At 35.7% G+C, this 19,475-nt stretch carries 14 protein-coding genes; 10 read left to right on the top strand and 4 right to left on the bottom strand.

Going from position 1 to position 19,475, the window contains the following annotated elements:
- Positions 1 to 54: 54 nt before the first annotated feature.
- The 8 genes from F6K06_RS19080 to F6K06_RS19045 all read left to right on the top strand — a co-directional run bounded on the left by F6K06_RS19080 (position 55) and on the right by F6K06_RS19045 (position 7,594).
- Positions 55 to 468 (top strand): phosphomannose isomerase type II C-terminal cupin domain, encoded by a 414-nt coding sequence (locus F6K06_RS19080; protein ID WP_124146106.1) that lies wholly within the window; start codon positions 55 to 57, stop codon positions 466 to 468.
- Between the two features lie 31 nt (positions 469 to 499).
- On the top strand, positions 500 to 823 hold the full coding sequence (locus F6K06_RS19075) for an iron-sulfur cluster assembly accessory protein (protein WP_124146105.1): 324 nt from the start codon (positions 500 to 502) through the stop codon (positions 821 to 823).
- Between the two features lie 568 nt (positions 824 to 1,391).
- Positions 1,392 to 1,766, top strand: a complete 375-nt coding sequence (gene rpsL / locus F6K06_RS19070) for a 30S ribosomal protein S12 (protein WP_124146104.1) — start codon at positions 1,392 to 1,394, stop codon at positions 1,764 to 1,766.
- 124 nt (positions 1,767 to 1,890) lie between these two features.
- A complete protein-coding gene (gene rpsG, locus F6K06_RS19065) occupies positions 1,891 to 2,361 on the top strand; it encodes a 30S ribosomal protein S7 (protein ID WP_124146103.1) in 471 nt (156 codons plus the stop codon).
- Positions 2,362 to 2,441: 80 nt separating this feature from the next.
- Positions 2,442 to 4,517, top strand: coding sequence for an elongation factor G (fusA, locus tag F6K06_RS19060; RefSeq protein ID WP_124146102.1), 2,076 nt, complete (start codon positions 2,442 to 2,444; stop codon positions 4,515 to 4,517).
- A gap of 254 nt (positions 4,518 to 4,771) precedes the next feature.
- Positions 4,772 to 6,001, top strand: a complete 1,230-nt coding sequence (gene tuf / locus F6K06_RS19055; protein ID WP_124155033.1) for an elongation factor Tu — start codon at positions 4,772 to 4,774, stop codon at positions 5,999 to 6,001.
- A 259-nt stretch (positions 6,002 to 6,260) separates the two neighbouring features.
- Positions 6,261 to 6,569 (top strand): 30S ribosomal protein S10, encoded by a 309-nt coding sequence (rpsJ, locus tag F6K06_RS19050; RefSeq protein WP_202219847.1) that lies wholly within the window; start codon positions 6,261 to 6,263, stop codon positions 6,567 to 6,569.
- 386 nt (positions 6,570 to 6,955) lie between these two features.
- Entirely contained in the window at positions 6,956 to 7,594 is a 639-nt protein-coding gene (locus F6K06_RS19045; protein ID WP_124146100.1) for an LON peptidase substrate-binding domain-containing protein, read from the top strand.
- A 484-nt stretch (positions 7,595 to 8,078) separates the two neighbouring features.
- Here F6K06_RS19045 and F6K06_RS19040 read toward each other — a convergent pair whose 3' ends face one another.
- Together F6K06_RS19040 and F6K06_RS19035 are read right to left on the bottom strand one after the other, a co-directional pair.
- Positions 8,079 to 8,630 carry a DUF1997 domain-containing protein gene (locus F6K06_RS19040; RefSeq protein WP_124146099.1) on the bottom strand — a complete coding sequence of 184 codons (552 nt, stop codon included), beginning with the start codon at positions 8,628 to 8,630 and terminating at the stop codon, positions 8,079 to 8,081.
- A 121-nt stretch (positions 8,631 to 8,751) separates the two neighbouring features.
- Positions 8,752 to 9,342, bottom strand: a complete 591-nt coding sequence (locus tag F6K06_RS19035; protein WP_124146098.1) for a DUF1997 domain-containing protein — start codon at positions 9,340 to 9,342, stop codon at positions 8,752 to 8,754.
- A gap of 493 nt (positions 9,343 to 9,835) precedes the next feature.
- Between F6K06_RS19035 and pheA the strand changes: the two genes are divergently transcribed.
- Positions 9,836 to 10,726: a prephenate dehydratase gene (gene pheA, locus F6K06_RS19030; protein ID WP_124146097.1), complete on the top strand. Its 891-nt coding sequence runs from the start codon at positions 9,836 to 9,838 to the stop codon at positions 10,724 to 10,726.
- Positions 10,727 to 11,838: 1,112 nt separating this feature from the next.
- On the opposite strand, the gene F6K06_RS19025 is transcribed toward pheA, so the two are convergent.
- Positions 11,839 to 15,966 carry a tetratricopeptide repeat protein gene (locus tag F6K06_RS19025; RefSeq protein ID WP_287242755.1) on the bottom strand — a complete coding sequence of 1,376 codons (4,128 nt, stop codon included), beginning with the start codon at positions 15,964 to 15,966 and terminating at the stop codon, positions 11,839 to 11,841.
- A 345-nt stretch (positions 15,967 to 16,311) separates the two neighbouring features.
- On the opposite strand from F6K06_RS19025, the gene F6K06_RS19020 reads away from it, so the two are divergent.
- A complete protein-coding gene (locus tag F6K06_RS19020) occupies positions 16,312 to 16,923 on the top strand; it encodes a hypothetical protein (RefSeq protein WP_124147533.1) in 612 nt (203 codons plus the stop codon).
- A 791-nt stretch (positions 16,924 to 17,714) separates the two neighbouring features.
- Here F6K06_RS19020 and F6K06_RS19015 read toward each other — a convergent pair.
- Positions 17,715 to 18,953, bottom strand: a complete 1,239-nt coding sequence (locus tag F6K06_RS19015) for a pyridoxal phosphate-dependent aminotransferase (protein WP_124147534.1) — start codon at positions 18,951 to 18,953, stop codon at positions 17,715 to 17,717.
- Between the last annotated feature and the right edge of the window lie 522 nt (positions 18,954 to 19,475).

The following is a 19,475-nucleotide window of genomic DNA, read 5'->3' as shown; positions in this document are numbered from 1 at the left end:
CAGGAGATTACACATAACCATAAGTATTTTATTTTTTTTGGAGATCGTCAAAAAATGGTACAACAAGTTAAAGAAGTAGCCCAAACTCCTAAATTGTCTATACCTTCTTCCTTAAAAGGAATGGCTACCACCGAACGTCCTTGGGGATCGTTCACAGTTTTAGAAGATGGACTTGGATACAAAATCAAGCGAATAGAAGTCAAACCAGGGCATAGACTTAGTCTACAAATGCACCACCATCGTAGCGAGCATTGGATTGTTGTTTCAGGAACTGCTAAGGTTGTCTGTGGAGACAAAGAAGAAATTCTGCAAAACAATCAATCTACCTATGTACCTCAATGTACTTCTCATCGCTTAGAAAATCCAGGAGTTATTCCTTTAGTATTGATTGAAGTACAAAATGGAGAGTACCTTGGAGAGGATGATATTGTTCGTTTTCAAGATGATTATGCCCGAACAAAGTCCTAATTTTAACTGGTAAGCAAAAAAAAATTTGTGAATGATTAACTTGAGCGAAGCAGCAGTCCAAGAAATTATTCGTCTTAGGTCTAAACATCAAAACCAAAATTCCTTATTTCGTTTGAAGTTTAAATCTGGTGGCTGCTGTAGTTTCTATTACATAATGGAGTTTGACGAACAGTTGGCCAGTAACGACCGAGTTTATGACTGTGGGAAAGTTAAAGTCGTAGTTGACTCTCAACAACTAAACTATCTGAATGGATTAACCTTGGACTATTCTGAGGACCTTATGGGTGGAGGCTTCCGATTTAACAACCCTAATGCTAAAGCTACCTGTGGTTGTGGAAATTCCTTTTCGATTTGATGTTGACAAAAACGTATTACTAACCTATAATAAAAGATTGTTTGTAAAGTTTTTTAGAATAAGTAGGGACAAAGCAAAAAATTAATGTTTTGATAATTTCCCTAAACTTCCTGAAAAATAGGCCGTTGCACCAAAGGTTCCTATGGCGCAACGGTAATTTATTCCTAATAGTTAAAGAGGCTAATTTATAAAGTGGATATTTTTTAAAGGTCAAAGTAATTTACCAAAATATACTTCTTCTTTAACTATTTATCAGCATTTTCCGTACCGGAATGCTCTGCAAACAGCACTTAGCTTTCAGCACGCTAAAAGCTTGGGTTTAAATCTCCGACTTCTTCTGAGCTTGTCGTTTAATTTTAGGAGGGGTCGCGTATCACCTTTGCACAAAGCTGACTGCTAAACGCTGATTAGCTGTTTGCGGATAATTCCGGACTGAAACGCTTTTTACATAAATAATTATTAGGAAAAAAATTGGGAACAAATTTTCTAAGTAAGCTCGCCCAAAAGTATTATATTTTGTAGCGAGGGGATTAAGAAGAATTACAAGAAAAACTGTTACTAATAACTCATGCCAACAATCCAACAACTAATTCGTTCAGCTCGTCAAGAAACTCAGAAGAAAACTAAATCTCCGGCTCTTAAAAGTTGCCCTCAACGTCGTGGAGTATGCACAAGAGTATACACCACTACACCAAAAAAGCCTAACTCAGCTCTCCGTAAGGTGGCTAGGGTACGTCTAACTTCGGGTTTTGAAGTAACTGCCTATATCCCTGGTATTGGTCATAACTTACAAGAGCACTCTGTAGTTATGATTAGAGGTGGTAGGGTTAAAGACCTGCCTGGTGTGAGATATCACATTATTCGTGGCACATTAGATACCGCAGGAGTTAAAGATCGTAAACAAAGTCGTTCTAAGTATGGGGCGAAAAAGCCTAAAGCTTAAGTTAGTAGGTAGAATGCAAAATTCAAGAAAACATTAGGTAAAATTAGTATGTAATAGATATTGAATTTTGTATTTATTAGTCAAATATAAATTATTTAAAGTTTAGTTTATTGGTTGTGATAATATGTCTCGTCGTAGAGTTGTTCAAAGATGTCCTGTTCCTCCAGATGCACAGTACAATAGTCGATTAGTAAGTATGATGGTACGACGTATAATGCGTCACGGTAAAAAATCTTTAGCCTTTAATATCGTCTACGATGCGTTTAAAACTATTGAAGAAAGGACAGATTCAGATCCTTTAGAACTATTTGAAAAAGCAGTCCGGAATGTGACTCCTTTAGTAGAAGTTAAAGCCCGTCGTGTGGGTGGTGCAACATACCAAGTGCCAATGGAAGTCCGCTCAGATCGTGGAACTAGCCTAGCTCTGCGTTGGTTGGTGCAATATTCTAGGTCTAGAGGAGGAAAAACAATGGCCATGAAATTAGCCAATGAGTTAATGGATGCAGCTAACGAAACAGGTAGTGCAGTTCGTAAGCGAGAAGAAACTCACAGAATGGCAGAAGCAAATAAGGCTTTTGCTCACTATCGTTATTAAGAATAATATAACCACTTATGCCTAAAATATAGAATTTTAATCAAGCGTAAAAATCTGAAGCATAGATAAAGGAGGTAACTGTGGGACGTAGTATGCCACTTGAGCGCGTGCGAAATATTGGTATCGCAGCTCATATAGATGCTGGTAAGACAACAACAACAGAAAGAATCCTATTTTATTCCGGTATAGTACATAAAATGGGGGAAGTTCACGATGGGACCGCAGTTACCGACTGGATGGCTCAAGAGCGAGAACGTGGAATTACTATTACTGCGGCTGCTATTAGCACTAAGTGGTTAGACCATCAAATTAATATTATTGATACTCCAGGACACGTGGACTTCACCATAGAAGTAGAACGTTCTATGAGGGTTCTGGATGGAATAATAGCTGTATTCTGCTCGGTAGGAGGAGTACAACCTCAATCAGAAACTGTCTGGCGTCAAGCCGATCGTTACGAAGTGCCTCGTATGGCCTTTGTCAATAAGATGGACAGGACAGGGGCTAACTTCTTCAAGGTATACGAGCAAATTCGCGATCGCCTCCGAGCTAATGCAGTCCCGGTCCAAATTCCTATCGGTAGTGAAAATGAATTTAGGGGAATTGTAGATTTGGTGGGGATGAAAGCTTTTCTCTACACCAATGACCTCGGAACAGATATTCAAAAAACGGAAATTCCAGCAGAAGTAGAAGAGTTAGCACAGGAATATCGCCTGAAGCTAGTTGAGTCAGTAGCAGAAACAGATGATGCTCTGACAGAAAAGTACCTTGAAGGAGAGGAATTTACAGAAGAAGAAATTCGTAAAGCTCTACGTCAAGCCACTATTAAAGGTACAGTTGTACCAATGTTATGTGGTTCAGCTTTCAAAAATAAAGGTGTTCAACTTCTACTTGATGCAGTAGTAGATTATTTGCCTGCTCCGACAGAAGTCCCAGCAATTGAAGGAACATTGCCAAATGGCGAGCTAGGTACAAGACCTTCAGATGATGAAGCTCCTCTAGCAGCTCTGGCATTTAAAATTATGTCAGACCCTTATGGTCGTCTCACCTTTTTGCGGGTATATTCTGGAGTCCTTTCCAAAGGTAGTTATATCCTCAATTCTACTAAGGATAAGAAAGAAAGAATTTCTCGCCTAATTGTTCTCAAAGCTGATGAAAAAATAGATGTAGATGAACTTCGGGCAGGAGACTTGGGGGCAGTTGTAGGTATGAAACATACCTTGACAGGTGATACTGTTTGTGATAAGGATAATCAAATTCTTCTAGAGTCTCTTTATGTTCCTGAGCCAGTTATATCTGTGGCCGTGGAACCCAAAACTAAACAAGATATGGAGAAACTATCTCAGGCACTTCAGGCTCTTTCAGACGAAGATCCTACATTCCGAGTTAGTATTAATCCAGAAACTAACCAAACAGTAATTGCTGGGATGGGTGAGCTTCACTTGGAAATCTTGGTAGACCGGATGCTGCGGGAATATAAGGTGGAAGCTAATGTAGGTCAACCACAGGTGGCTTATCGAGAGACTATTCGCCAACAGGTTGAGGCCGAAGGTAAATTTATCCGTCAAAGTGGTGGTAAAGGTCAGTACGGCCATGTGGTCATAGAACTGGAACCAGGAGAGCTAGGTAGTGGTTTTGAGTTTGTCTCCAAGATTGTTGGAGGGACAGTACCTAAAGAATTTATTAGTCCAGCAGAACAAGGAATGAAAGAGGCTTGTGAAGCAGGGGTTTTGGCTGGTTATCCATTAATAGATGTTAAGGCTACTCTGGTAGATGGATCTTACCATGATGTGGATTCTTCGGAAATGGCTTTTAAAATTGCTGGCTCTATGGCAATTAAGGAAGGTGTTACTAAAGCTTCACCTGTGTTATTAGAGCCAAAGATGAAGATTGAGATAGAAGTACCTGAAGAATATATTGGTAATATTATCGGAGACCTTAACTCTAGAAGAGGACAAATAGAGGGGCAAGGAGTAGAATCAAGTATGGCTAAAGTAACAGCAAAAGTTCCTTTAGCAGAAATGTTTGGTTATGCTACTGACATGAGGTCAAAAACTCAAGGTCGTGGTATCTTTTCAATGGAATTTAGTCACTATGAGGAAGTGCCTCGTAATGTGGCAGAGACTATCATTGCTAAGACCAAAGGATATGTCTAGCAATTCTGGAATTTATTTAGTTCTTAGATTAAAGTTTTAGTTTTGGATTGAATAATGTGAAAATAAAAGAACTGACTGCTAAATGAAAACTGACAATTGACTAAAAAAAATAGGCGATTGAAAGAAACGGCCAACAAAGATTAGTTAAACGGCTCGGCAGAGTTGTCAAAATTTATCTATTATGAATCAGTGCATCCGTTTCCTCATGCAAGGAAGGCGGAATTAACAACGGAAAAAAAAGGAACAAGTAATTAATGGCACGCGCAAAATTTGAAAGAAACAAACCTCACGTCAATATTGGTACTATTGGACACGTTGACCATGGCAAGACAACCTTGACTGCGGCAATTACAATGAGTCTAGCAGCGCAAGGAAAAGCTAAGGCAAGGAATTATGCTGATATTGATGCAGCTCCAGAAGAGAAAGCACGGGGTATTACAATTAATACTGCTCATGTAGAGTATGAAACAGAAGGGCGTCACTATGCTCATGTTGATTGTCCTGGACACGCTGACTATGTAAAAAATATGATTACAGGTGCAGCTCAAATGGACGGTGCAATTCTAGTAGTTTCTGCGGCTGATGGTCCAATGCCCCAAACTCGCGAGCATATTCTATTGGCCAAACAGGTAGGTGTTCCTAATATCGTGGTTTTCCTCAATAAGCAAGATATGGTGGATGATGAGGAACTTTTGGAATTGGTGGAACTTGAAGTTCGGGAACTTTTAAGTGACTATGATTTTGATGGAGATAATATTCCGATCGCTGCTGGTTCTGCTTTACAGGCAGTAGAAGCACTAACAGCTAACCCAAGCATAGGAAAGGGTGAAAATGAGTGGGTAGATAAAATTCTCGCTCTGATGGATGAAGTTGATGGATATATTCCTACACCAGAACGCGATGTTGATAAGCCTTTCCTAATGGCGGTAGAGGATGTCTTCTCTATTACTGGTCGTGGTACTGTAGCTACAGGACGGATTGAGCGTGGTAAGGTTAAAGTCGGTGAAACTGTGGAATTGGTAGGTATCAAAGACACTCGTAATACTACAGTTACCGGTGTGGAAATGTTCCAGAAAATTTTGGACGAAGGAATGGCTGGTGATAATGTGGGATTGCTACTGCGTGGTATGCAGAAAGATGATATTCAACGTGGCATGGTATTGGCCCAACCAGGCTCTATCACTCCCCACAAAAAATTTGAATCTGAAGTTTATGTTCTCAAAAAGGAAGAAGGAGGTCGTCATACACCTTTCTTCCCTAACTATCGTCCTCAATTCTACATCCGGACAACAGATGTGACTGGTGCTATTGAGTCTTTTACTGCTGATGATGGTAGTGCGGCAGAAATGGTAATGCCTGGTGACCGGATTAAAATGACGGTTCAACTAATCAACCCAGTGGCAATTGAACAAGGTATGCGTTTTGCCATTCGTGAAGGAGGGAGAACTATTGGCGCTGGTGTTGTTTCTAAGATTATAGAGTAGGACAACTTCCTCAAAGATTAAGTGGCAGAAAAGTACATACATAACTTATTGATATTTGCTTTTCTGCTGCTTATTGATGAAGGTTAATTTTGATCAAAATAATAATTTTTTTGGAGGGTTACTTAAAATCTCCTTTACAAAAGCAACTTCTAACTTCAGAAAAAGGGGGTTGCTCAAAGTCCGAGTTGCAAAAATAACTACTGACTACTGACTTCATTAAAATCTGAACCTAGAAAATTAAAGAAGATAAATGGCCACAATTCAACAGCAAAAAATTCGGATTCGCCTCAAGGCATTTGACCGTCGTTTACTTGATACATCTTGTGAAAAAATTGTAGATACGGCAAATAGAACGGGAGCTACAGCTATTGGGCCAATACCATTGCCCACAAAACGACGCATTTACTGTCTACTGCGATCGCCCCACGTTGATAAAGATTCACGAGAACACTTTGAAACTAGGACACACCGTAGAATTATAGATATTTATCAACCTTCATCAAAAACAATTGATGCGCTGATGAAACTTGATTTACCAGCAGGTGTAGATATTGAAGTGAAGTTATAGCAAAATTAGTCCATGGGTAGTTGCTAGTCTAGAATTATTGAATGTACCCATGGCCTACAGTTATCCCTCGGACTTATATTAATGTACTTTGGTGAATAAGAATTCTGAGACACTACAATTTTTTGTGTTTGATGCTCAAAAATACAAATTTTTTACCAAAACTTCAAATTATCTTGATATTTATAGCAAGGAAGATTTGGTGTTTGGCATAGACTGCTGATGAACAGTAATACAGAGAAATGCTTTTCCTACTGTTCCCTGTTCCCTGCTATATGTAAAAATTCCCAAAAATCAAAAATATTAAGCCTATAGATATCTAAAGAATAGAAAAATCAGCTAAGGTATAAGAAGTATTAAGAAGCAAAACTTTATTTTAATGATGAAAGATGGCATCCTCTTCTGTAGCTGTTCGAGAACTTCCCCTATTTCCACTACCAGAAGTAGTATTATTTCCAGGTAGACCTCTACCACTACACATCTTTGAATTTCGCTATAGAATTATGATGAATACAGTTCTAGAAAGCGATAGTAGATTTGGTGTTTTGATGTGGGATTCTACTCAAGACCGACTTGTGGCCACTGGATGTTGCGCTAAGATTGAGAACTACCAACGCTTACCTGACGATCGGATGAAGGTTTTGACAGTAGGTGAGCAGAGATTTAGAGTTTTAGACACAATTAGAGAGAAACCTTATCTAGTTGGTTTGGTTGAGTGGATAGAAGATGATTCTTCAGAAAATACTCTTGGAGAGTTATCAAATCAAGTTGAAGCTTTGCTAAAAGATGTAGTTCATCTTTCAGGTAAACTTATGGACCAGAGTATAGAATTACCAACTGATATTCCTAGTTTACCAAAAGAATTGTCATATTGGGTAGCTAGCAATCTTTATGGGGTAGCAACTGAACAGCAAGCTCTTTTGGAGATGCAAGATACTGCTACTAGATTGGAAAGAGAAGTAGAAATTCTCACATCTACTCGCAATCATCTTGCAGCTAGAACTGTTCTGAAAGATACTTTAAAATAAACTTTAGCAATGAATGATGTATAAATTCAAGGCTTTTGTTTAGAGAAAGTTATCTCCAGGTTGGTTGAATACCCGCGCTCTCCTTATCAGGTAGGGTCGGGATGTTTGCTTCCGCATCCCTAAGGAAAAACCAATTAATCTTGTGCTTTTAGCAATAGTGTGTTATTATAGGTAAGTATGCAGGGCTAGCGGTTTCAGTATGTTGAGTAACCTTAAAACCGGAAAGAGGTAAAAGCCTTGGAAGTAGGTGTATTGTTAGTGTAGCTCCTCTGTCAAGAGGCAGCAGAAAGCCCTAATCAGCAATGGTTGAAATCTCGCGTTGTCGCAGGGGCGGAATGTCGGGATAATCTCAATAATAGAATATATAGCTCAATAATTGGTAGTGGGAATTAGGAAGCTACTTAATTGTACTTTCTGACTCACTTCCTAAATATTATTTTCCCATAAGCTTTGTCACAACCTCATCAAGTACTTTTTTAGAAAACTAAGCAGCTAGTAAACTCCTCTCTTCAGACTTTGCCCAGTTGCTATAGTCTAATAATAATTTATCCATCAATCCTTGCTTCATTTTGAGTAAGATACTACCTAATAAGTTATTTCCTGTAGATAGCAAAATCGACTTGGGTATTTTATTGAAAGGAGGAGGTAAAAATATTTGTAAAGCTAACTCTACTTTTCCCTCTAGAATAGTTTTTTTCTGAATTTTAGTTGGCTGCATTGTACCATTGAGATTCAATTGAAAATGTTCATTAATCATTTCAATCCCTTTCAGTTCGCAACCAACAGACTTTAAATTGACTACTCCTTCAGAAGTTGTCAAAATTTTCATGTCGATAATTGGTTCAATTTTCAACATAAAGAATTTGAGAGGGTTCATTTTCAAACGATATGTATCGTTAGTTAATTTTTCTATACAATTAGGGTTTGCTAGGACTTCTACAATACGTTGTGGTTGACTTAAATAACTGTTAATACTTATAGACTGCTCTGGAACGGGTATATTGACGGATTGAGATGCAAAAAAATTATTATACATAATAGTAGCTAGTAAAATTAAGTAATTTTTATTAAAACTATTAATGACCTTATATTAGAAGATATTAAATTTTGTAACAACTTCCGTCAAGCTGGAGTGGAGAGAACTAAATACTGCTAGGTTAAATTGCTTGACTACCAGCAGATAAAACAGAACCTTGTTGACTATTAGCTAATACCTCAGTTTCATTACAGGCCCATTGATGATAATCAGCTAATAGTTGATGGGTCAATCTTTGCTTAATTGTCATTAATACACTTTTAAGTAAACCATTACCAGTTGTTTCTAAAACTGGTAGAGGTGTTAACCATAATGGAGGAGGTAATTCTACCTTAACTTCTAAATCTGCTTTGCCTTTGAGATGAGTAACTCCTTTAATTTGGTAGTTTTGGAGAATACCAACTAGATTGAGGGCAAAACGCTGATTAATATATTCTACGCCACGAATTTCACAACCCTCTGACTTTAAGTAAATTGTGCCATTAGCGCTCGCCCAAACCCGTATATCTACAGTTGGTTGAATAGTTAACATCATAAAGTGTAGTGGACGCATTTTGAGGCGAAAGCTATCTTTGTCTAATTGCTCCAATCTTGTTGGATCTACCAAAGCATTTACTAGGCGTTTCGGTTGACGAAGATAGTGATGAATAGGAACTTGTTGCTCAACTACGGGAATATCTACTGATTGGGATGCGGTGAATCTAGTAATCATTATTTGTATATCTGTATAAAAATCAATACTTTAATACCTAAAGTTTATAAAATCTTCACATTTATTAATGTGACTTGGATCATACTGAAGTCTTCACTCAAATTTACTCATTAACCAGGAGGGGATTTAGGTAAAATTGAGTAATTCTAGTGATCATAATGGTTGATGGATGAGAACTAATTGAAGAAATATAACGTAATTTTACGAAGTGTAACTTATTCAATTTTATAGAAATTGGGCTTAACTAGCTATCAGCATTTTCCGTACCGGAATGCTCTGCAAACAACAATCAGCTTTCAGCGCGCTAAAAGCTCGGGTTTAAATCCCCGAATTTCTATAAGTCGTTTAATTTGAGGAGGGGTCGCGTATCCCCTTTCCGTTCCGGAATGCTCCGCAAACGCGCAGCTGACTGCTAAACGCTGAAATGCTGTTTGCGGAGCATGACCTGAAGAAACGCTTTTTAATCTAAAATCTAAAATAAAATGGAGATTTTATGACGATATCAATTGCACATCTTGGCCCTGCTGGCACCAATGCCGAGACAGCAGCAGTGGCATTTACTAATAAACTGAGTCAGCTTGGTCAAAAATCTTTTCTGTGTCCATATCCTAGTATTGCTCAAACTTTATGGGCAGTTTCTCAAGGGGAAGTTAATTTGGCAGTTGTACCTGTAGAAAATTCTATTGAAGGGAGTGTTACTGTTACTCTGGATACACTTTGGCAATTGGACTCTTTAGAGATTCAAACAGCATTAGTATTGCCTATTTCTCATGGATTAATATCATTAGCTGATAGTTTTGAGGAGATTAAAACAGTTTATTCTCATCCACAAGCTTTAGCTCAATGTCAAGGTTGGTTAGAAAAATTTTTGCCACAAATACAGCAAATTCCAGATAATTCTACTACAGAAGCATTGCAACATTTAGGTAAGGATAGGAGTGCTGCAGCGATCGCTTCTCAAAGAGCGGCTCTACTTTATAAATTACCTATATTAGCTTATCCAATTAATGATTATCCTGACAATTGTACTCGCTTTTGGGTATTGAAAGAAGGATGTACAGAAATAGAAAATTCTGATTTAAAATTAATAATTAATAGGATAAATCAACCGGAAAATTCTATCTTTATTTCTCTAGGTTTCAGTGTGCCTGCAAATGTGCCAGGAGCTTTAGTGAAGCCTTTGGAAGTATTTGCTAAAAGGGGAATTAATATGAGTAGAATAGAGTCTCGTCCTACGAAGCGATCGCTAGGGGATTATTTATTTTTTATTGATATAGAAGTTAAGAATAATGATGATTTTATTGAGGTAGCAATAGAGGAATTGAAAACCTATACGGAAACCCTAAAAATATTTGGCAGTTATACGATTATGGCACTCAATTAAAAGATATCGTCATTGGCACATTGCCGATAAAATACCAGTTTTTTTACTGCAAATATCTTGTTTTCAAAGATGGTTAATATAATAGATTATTCCAATCTGATAAATCTAAATTTTGTATTCAGTCTAGATCATATTAAGTCTGTTTAATTAACAATGAAATACCATTTTTTATTTATGCTAATGGAATGACGGTTTTTAAAGAGTGCATTAGGTTTTTGAGTTTAATTTTTACTCTGGCAAGGTTTGAGCATTTTTTCCAAAGCAACATTTAAGAGTGGTCAATCCGCTAGTACAAGTATTACTACTATTCCTTTGTTTGCGATGTTATAAGTATTTAACTGAAAATTATATAATGCCAATTATCAATAATTTTGCGAGATTTATATTTGATATTTTACTATTAGTTATTTGACATGATTTTAGTATTTAACTAGCTGTCAGTTATCTGCTTTGATTGAAATTATCGGCTTGTAGAAACTGGGTAATTTAATACCAATTACCAACAGTAATGCTATATTTAGGCAAAACTTCAGTTATTAAGTAATTAACACAGGTAGAATAACCTTTTTGTTAATTAGCAGCCCAGTTAATGTGAATTATTATTATGTTTAATTCTCCCCCTATTCCCCTCCTGGGAGGCGTTAGGGGTGGGTCCCCTACTCCCCGGCTCAAGAAAATATAGAAAAGTTTTTGATAAATGGTACAAGAGGTGTTAAAATCAACTTTTAAATTGCATTTATCTTAGTTTTATTATAAATATAAGCCGTTTACGGAGCATAATTTGAGGAAGTACTGATTGCCGAATTGCTATTTGCAGAGAATTCCGTTAGGAAATGCTTGGGAATAATTTTTGTGATTTTGATAGGAATTTTTACTACTTGCCAAAGATAGCATTACTTTTCATAAATCAATACCAAGCGTGAAAAAAGAATGTTTAGAATAATAAGAGAACTTAAAATATTATCCTTCAAATGTCTCTTTGATTAAAAAGAGATACTCAGACTAATAAATGATATTTAAGTTATTGATTCTAACTCCTGACTACTGACTCCTGACTCCTAATAAAAAGCTTAATCATTTGTCTCAAACATTTATCAAATTGGTATAACTTATTAAATTATATTTTGCAGAATAATAAGAAGACGTTGAATTTGTTTTTCCCAAGTCAAATCTTGCATAAAACTAACAGCAGTTTTACTCCGAAGTTGAGCATCTTCTCGATCAAAATAAACCTTTTCTAACATTTCTACTACTTCTTCAACATCAGATTCTCCCCAACCATCTACACCTGGAAACTGTGGGGTAGGTTTGACAGATTTTTGATTATATAAGGGATAACAATGAGAGTTATTAATAATATCTAAATGCCCAGTATTAGCAGAAATAATTGTTGGGATACCACAGGCAAGACTTTCCATCGCTACAAGATTTGTACCGCCTTCGCAGCGATTTGTAAATACAGCCACATCAGCTTCTCGTAATATTTGTCCTACCATATAGTTAGGAATCGGACCAACATCAATAACTGCATTGCTAGGAATGTCATTTTCTAATAACCATTCAGTAATTTGTAAACGTTTATTTTGACTAATTTTCGGTAATCCTACAACATTTCCAGTTTGTTCAATTCCCACCATAAATTGAGGCCAGAAATTATGCCAAGCTGTAATTAATAGTGCTTCTGGATAACGTTTTTGGAAGATTTTAAAAGCTGCTATGACAATATCTTGACCTTTGCGATATTCTAGCTTTCCACCAGAAAAAACAACAAAGCGATCGCCAAAAATATTAGATTTAGGTGCGGGATGAAAAATTGTTTGGTCAATGCCTTGTAAAACTTTTTGTATAGGTTTGATACTATTGTTTTCTAGAATTTTGGTATTCCAGGTAGATCCGGTAATAATCAAATCATAAGCTTTGGAGCGATTAATTTGTTCTGAGGTAAATTGAGTATTTTCTGAGAAAATAATTCCAATATTTTTGGTTCCTACAATATTATTACTTACAGAAAAATTACTACCTAAAGCTTGTAAGATTGGTAAGTTGAGATTAATTTTTTTGCCTCGGTGATTTTTGAGTTGATTTTGCAAATTTTTCTGAGCATCAAAAGCTGGATTTAGTAAAGCTTGATGTAGGGGATTTAATATTCCAGGTTGAATAGAAGGAGGGATTAATAATAAAGGTTCATATTTGGGATTTTGAAGTAGTTGGAGAGTAAGATTAATACCATAAATACCCCAACCAGTCATAGGGTTTAACGGCCAGTTAATAGCAATTTTATTCATTATGTCAGAGGTATAATTTTTCAAATTATCCGATTTTTTAATAGCTTCTTCTGGCAATTTAATAGGCTTTATTTCAGAATTTTTATTGGTGGGATAATTATTATCTAGCAAATTTTTTAAACTTTCCCCAACTTGTTCAAATACATTCTCCCAATCTCCTATTTTTCCCTGTCTAAATAATCGCGCTGTCGGATACCAAGGACTATCATTTCTATCTAACATCCATCGCCAATCAGAATCAAAATTTAATATTACCCAAACTGATTTACCTAATGCTCCTGCTAAATGAGCAATAACTGTATCTATTGTTATTACTAAATCTAATTGTTGGATCGCTGCTGCTGTATCAGCTAAATCATTAAAAGATGAACCATTATTATATACTTGAGTTTGAGAGTTCAGCCATTCTAAATCTGTGGGAGAGGCTTCTTTTTGTAAAAGATAAAAATTAGTTTGATCTATACTGAGAATTTCCTGTAAATATTCAACTGGGAAAGAGCGTTTTTGGCTAGTGTTAATGTTACTGCTTGTTTGCCAACATATGCCGATTTTGAGATTTTTTTCTGGAGCAGGTGGGATGGGAAAATTGCTTAACTTTGGTACAGATAAATAAGGAATTTTAGCAGGTATAGTTTCTAAGGTAGTACCAAAAATTCTAGGTAGACTCATTAATGGAATTTGTAAATCAAAATCTGGTAATTTTTCACCTATAACAAATAATTCATCTATTCCTGAGACAGTCGTAAATAATAATTTCAACCCAGCTTGATTAAGTTCAACAATGACACGCCCTCCTAATTTTTTTACTAGAGGAATATAGCGAATAAATTGAATGGAATCTCCCAAACCTTGTTCAGTATAAACTAACAAAGTTTTGCCCTGAAAATTTGAGCCATCCCACACAGGTTGAGAGAAATTAGGAGCACTCAAACCTTTCTTTTGCCAGCGCCATTCATATTCATTAAATCCTTGAATAAAATTTCCTTGTTTCAGCAAAATAACTGCCAGAGCCAAGTTAGCGTTTGCATGATTTTTGTCTAATTTAACAGCTTGTTGATAATATTTTTGAGATTCCACCAGTTTTCCTAGCTCTAAAAATATAAAGCCTAGACCGTTATATGCTTTGGCATAATTTGGTTGAAGTTCAATAGCTTTTTGATAATGTTTAATAGCTGCATCAATTTCCTGTTTATCCTGAAGTGCAACAGCTAAATTATTATGAGTTTGAGCATAATTAAGATTAACTTTTAATGACTCTTGATAATAAGCGATCGCCCGCTCTATTTCACCTGCTTGATAAGCACATAAACCCAAAAGTCCTAAAGCTCGAAAATTATGGGGCTGCTTTTGAATAATATTTTGACAAATATTTGCTGTTTCTTGAAAGTTTCCTGAGTTGTATTCTGCCAAAGCTTGTTTGATCTGAGGGGCGGTAAATGCGGTAAATTTTGTCTCCCTAATTTTTGGCATTTGCTCCGCAGAATAATCATGCACTAGGTATTTTTTTAAACTTTCCCCAACCTGTTCAAATACATTATCCCAATCTCCAATTTTTGTCTGTCTAAATAATCGCGCTGTCGGATACCAAGGACTATTATTTCTATCTAACATCCACCGCCAATCAGAATCAAAAGGTAATAAAATCCAGACTGGTTTACCTAATGCTCCTGCCAAATGTGCCACTGCTGTATCTATACTAATTACTAAATCTAATTGTTTTATTGCTGCTGCCGTATCAGCTAAATTCTTAAAAGATGAACCATTATTATATACTTGAGTTTGAGAGTTTAGCCATTCTAAATCTGCTGGCAATACTTCCTTTTGTAAAAGATAAAAATTAGTTTGATCTATACTGAGAATTTCCTGTAAATATTCAACTGGGCAAGAGCGTTTTTGACTGGTGTTAGCGTTACTACTTGTTTGCCAACATATGCCGATTTTGAGATTTTTTTCTGGAGCAGGTGGCATCTGAAAGTCAGTAGATTCAGGAACAGATAAATAAGGAATTTTAGCAGGTATAGTTTCTAAGGTAGTACCAAAAATTCTAGGTAGACTCATTAATGGAATTTGTAAATCAAAATCTGGTAATTTTTCACCTATAACAAATAATTCATCTATTCCTGAGACAGTCGTAAATAATAATTTCAACCCAGCTTGATTAAGTTCAACAATGACACGCCCTCCTAATTTTTTTACTAGAGGAATATAGCGAATAAATTGAATGGAATCTCCCAAACCTTGTTCAGTATAAACTAACAAAGTTTTGCCCTGAAAATTTGAGCCATCCCACAAAGTTTGAGAGAAATTACGAGAGCTAAAACCTTTCTTTTGCCAACGCCATTCATATTCATTAAATCCTTGAATAAAATTTCCTTGTTTCAGCAAGATACTTGCCAGACCAAAGTGAGCATTTGCATGATTTTTATCTAATTTAACAGCTTGTTGATAATATTTTTGAGATTCCACCAGTTTTCCTAGCTCTAAAAATATGTTGCCTAAACCGTTATATGGTTCAGCATAATTTGGCTTAAGTTCAAGGGCTTTTTGATAATATTCAATGGCAGCTTCAAGTTGAGATTCTGTAAGTTTTCCTAGCTCTAAAAATATGTTCCCTAAACCGTTATACGGTTCAGCATAATTTGGTTGAAGTTCAATAGCTTTTTGATAATGTTTAATGGCTGTTTCAAGTTGCTGGTTCTCCTTCAGTGCCAGACCCAAATTACTATGGATTTCGGCATTATTTTGATTCAGTTTCACAGCTTGATCAAAGTAGGCAAATGCTGCTTTTGCTTGCCCCTCTAAACCAGCAATAACCCCTAATAAATTCAGCAACTGCCAATTTTCTGTATCTCTTTCTAAGATTTGATGGCAGATTTTTTTCGCTAATTTTAAATTTCCTTTTTGATAATTATTTACTGCGGAGTTAAAAATATTTTCTAATGTCTGATTTTCCATAAATTTAGCCTACTTACAAAATTGTTAATTCAAATTAGTTAGAGTAGCGGAATTAAATTTTTAAATTTGTAGCTATTATTATAGTAGTCCTATTTTGGTTATGTAAAAAATAACGTTGAAAAACGCAACAGCTCTGAAAGACAATATACAAACAGAGTAACAGCTTCAGAGTTTTTATCTATTTTTTGAGTTTTTACAGCCTATTTAGAATTGCTATAGAGTCTTTCCAGATGGACAATTAATAATGTTGATTTAATCAACTATCTCCTGTCGTTAAGTTTTGCAGAATTACCCCATACCTAAGAACTATAATTTAAGACTTAAAACCTACTATACTTTTAAAATATGTGGCAATCTACTCAAGGCATTCCCAATATTCCTGATCTTACTCATCCCCAAGAATTAATTGAATTTGGCAATCACATTCTGAAACTATCTCTGATATTAATTATTCTCATTGGTTTCTTTGGTTTAAGTATAGCTATTATCAGTTTTACTATCCGTAATCAAAAATCAGAACCAAATATTTTGATTAATGAATTAGTGTCTCAATATTCAAGTTTACTGAAAAAGTTGCCACATCTAATTCTAGTTTTAATTTTGTTAGTGGGAGGATTTTTTCTCTGTTCAACTATCAGTAATCGTTATCATCATTGGGAACAAGCAAAAATTGCCAAAATTGCTGCGGGTGTGGCAGGAGAACGCCTCGAACAAATGGCTCCAAAAGTTCGTTATGTAGTAGAAGAACCATATACATATTATCAGTGGATTGATAATAAACAAGTTGAAGTTAAAAGTACGAGAAATGTCGATAAATATTTAAGAATAAATGCCTCAAACATTCAGGTAAATATTAACCAAGCTAAAGACGTTCAAAATCTTAAAGCTATTTATGTTGCAGATTTTTCCGCAGAATATCAAGTTACTAAATTTTTCTGTAATCCCCCCTGCCTTTGATGGTAACTTTTTGAGGGTTTTGGGCGTGATATCTAGCACTTTTTTCAACTCAAAAGAGGCTTGATACCAATTTTCAAAAAGAATGTTACGAATAGTAAGAACGATAAAAAGATTTTACAGGAGATGTCCCTTTGAAAAAAAAGATAATTTACGACCTAAAAAATCGTATTAAAGGCATTCCCATAGGACTCCTGACTTCTGACTCCTAAGAAATACTCTAGATATTTGTAGCAAACATTTATAAATTTGGTTTTAAACCTTAATTATTTGGTAAAAATTTTTTTTGTTCAAACACAATTATTGGTTGAAAATACTCAGTTTTTTCACCCTTAATATCATGTCCGAAGGCAATCGTTTGTGCAAACCAAAAGGTTATTTCAGTTATCAGTATCTCTACCTGTTTGCACAGCATTACGCAGGAAAGTCAGAGGCTTAAAATCTTGAACTTTATTTTTTTTATTCCCTTGAAAGGGGGAGGGTTCAGACCTTATTATTTGATGAATATCTACAGGAGATTTAAGTTTTTTTCTTGCTCAATACCCTTCCTCCTTCTTCCTTTATTAGTTGAAAATCATCAGTTTTTTTCACCCTTAATATCATGTCCGAAGGCAATTATTTGTGTAAACCCAAAGGTTATTTCAGTTATCAGTACCTCTACTTGTTTGCCCAGCATTCCGCAGGAAAGTCAGGGGTTTGAAATATTGAACTTTATTTTTTTTATCCCCATTTTTTTATCCCCTTGAAAGGGGGAGGCTTCAGACCTTATTCTTTGGTGAATATCTACAGGAAATTTAAGTTTTTTCTTGCTTAATAACCTTCCTCCCTCTTCCCTCTTCCCTCTTCCCTCTTCCTTCTTGCTTTAATTGATAACTAATGCCTGCATCTTTCATTCTTTTTAATGCTGCATAAATCCGCTCTTCTTCCACTGTTAATGCAATACGAAAAAACCCTTCTCCAGAAGCACCATATCCATTTCCAGGAGGCACGATAATGCCACATTTGTCTAACAATAAGTTAACAAATTCTTGAGACGTATAATTTTTGGGAACCGGAACCCATACATATAAACTTGCTAAATTAGGTTTAATCGGCCACCCTAAAGATTGTAAACCTTCTATTAGAATATCTCTTCGCTGTTGGTAAACAGCTACTAAACTTTGCAACTCTTCTTCAGTAGTAGAAAAAGCAGCGATCGCCGCTTTTTGAATTGCTTTAAATACTCCAGAATCTACATTAGATTTAACTTGACTTAATCCTTTTATTCCTAAACTATTTCCTACTACAAAACCAATTCGCCATCCTGTCATATTGTAAGACTTAGATAAACTATGAAATTCAATTGCTACATCTTTTGCACCAGGAATTTGTAATATACTAGGAGGTTTATAACCTTCATAAGCCATTTCAGAATAAGCATGGTCGTGACATAGTAATATGTCATAATGGCGACAAAAGTTTACTAATTCCTGAAAAAAATCTAAATTAGCTGTCGCACCAGTAGGATTATTAGGATAATTCACCCACAACAATTTTGCTTTTTGAGCCACTTCTTGAGGAATAGTCTTTAAATTTGGCAACCAATTTTCACTCTGAAGCTGCATTGGATAGGGTTGACCCTCCGCAAAAATTGTTGAGGTGCGATAAACTGGATAGCCAGGGTCAGGAATTATGGTATAATCCCCTGGGTTGACAAAAGCTAGGAAAGTATTGTGAATTGACTCTTTAGAACCTATTGAAGAAATTACTTCTGTTTCTGGGTTTAAATCTTCAATGGCAAACCGACGTTTCATCCAATCTGCTGCTGCTTGTCTATATTCCTTTATACCTTTGTAGGGCGGATAATGATGATTGGTAGAGTCTTGAATTGCCTCATGCATTGCCTGGATAATATGTTTTGGTGTGGGTCGATCTGGATCTCCTGCCCCCAAATTAATGATGTCAACTCCTCTTTCAACTAATTCATTCCGTTTACGGTCAATTTCAGCAAAGAGATAAGGTGGTATTCGTTCTAACCTTTTGGCAAGCTGCATGGTGATTTATATAGACTCCTGAACTAAGTTAATCTACAATAGCAAAGTGTATCTTATCAAATTAAACAGGAGTCAGGAGTTTTTCCAACTCAAAAGTAAAAATTTAAAAATGTTCAGATTTTTTTTATTCTTGTAGATTTAATTAAAATTATTATCTAACAAATTAGAATTTACTGAATAGACTATTCTTTACAACCAAATTTTTATTCTTTTAGATTAAAAAGCTTTTTCTGATGGAATGCTCCGCAAACTGTTTAGATTTCTACTGAAACCAAGAGAAAGATAATTTATAGCATAAGCAAGAAGGAATCAGGAAAAATCTTACGTTGTCTGAGTTTTAAGTTTTCGATTTTTCCCTCTCCTTTCCTTAGGACTGCTATAAAATATATTTCAACCCAAACTATTAGTTGAAAACTATTTACAAAATCCTCAAACAATTACAAATCAAAAATGATTGACTGTCAGATGTGCGTCTTACATTCTGGAGGGGCTGTGTGCGGAATTACTTCCGCACTTTATACG

Origin of the sequence: Okeania sp. SIO1H4 (assembly GCF_010672695.1) — a bacterium.
GTDB lineage: Bacteria > Cyanobacteriota > Cyanobacteriia > Cyanobacteriales > Microcoleaceae > Okeania > Okeania hirsuta.
The sequence above is the reverse complement of the archived record's forward strand: the minus strand, read 5'-3'. Positions and strand labels throughout refer to the sequence as shown.

What these genes read in the sequence shown, in the direction of transcription:
- F6K06_RS19080 (WP_124146106.1), top strand. Translation starts at nt 55, where the DNA reads ATGGTACAACAAGTTAAAGAAGTAGCCCAAACTCCTAAATTGTCTATA.
- F6K06_RS19075 (WP_124146105.1), top strand. Translation starts at nt 500, where the DNA reads ATGATTAACTTGAGCGAAGCAGCAGTCCAAGAAATTATTCGTCTTAGG.
- rpsL (WP_124146104.1), top strand. Translation starts at nt 1,392, where the DNA reads ATGCCAACAATCCAACAACTAATTCGTTCAGCTCGTCAAGAAACTCAG.
- rpsG (WP_124146103.1), top strand. Translation starts at nt 1,891, where the DNA reads ATGTCTCGTCGTAGAGTTGTTCAAAGATGTCCTGTTCCTCCAGATGCA.
- tuf (WP_124155033.1), top strand. Translation starts at nt 4,772, where the DNA reads ATGGCACGCGCAAAATTTGAAAGAAACAAACCTCACGTCAATATTGGT.
- F6K06_RS19045 (WP_124146100.1), top strand. Translation starts at nt 6,956, where the DNA reads ATGGCATCCTCTTCTGTAGCTGTTCGAGAACTTCCCCTATTTCCACTA.
- F6K06_RS19040 (WP_124146099.1), bottom strand. Translation starts at nt 8,630, where the DNA reads ATGTATAATAATTTTTTTGCATCTCAATCCGTCAATATACCCGTTCCA.
- F6K06_RS19035 (WP_124146098.1), bottom strand. Translation starts at nt 9,342, where the DNA reads ATGATTACTAGATTCACCGCATCCCAATCAGTAGATATTCCCGTAGTT.
- pheA (WP_124146097.1), top strand. Translation starts at nt 9,836, where the DNA reads ATGACGATATCAATTGCACATCTTGGCCCTGCTGGCACCAATGCCGAG.
- F6K06_RS19025 (WP_287242755.1), bottom strand. Translation starts at nt 15,966, where the DNA reads ATGGAAAATCAGACATTAGAAAATATTTTTAACTCCGCAGTAAATAAT.
- F6K06_RS19020 (WP_124147533.1), top strand. Translation starts at nt 16,312, where the DNA reads ATGTGGCAATCTACTCAAGGCATTCCCAATATTCCTGATCTTACTCAT.
- F6K06_RS19015 (WP_124147534.1), bottom strand. Translation starts at nt 18,953, where the DNA reads ATGCAGCTTGCCAAAAGGTTAGAACGAATACCACCTTATCTCTTTGCT.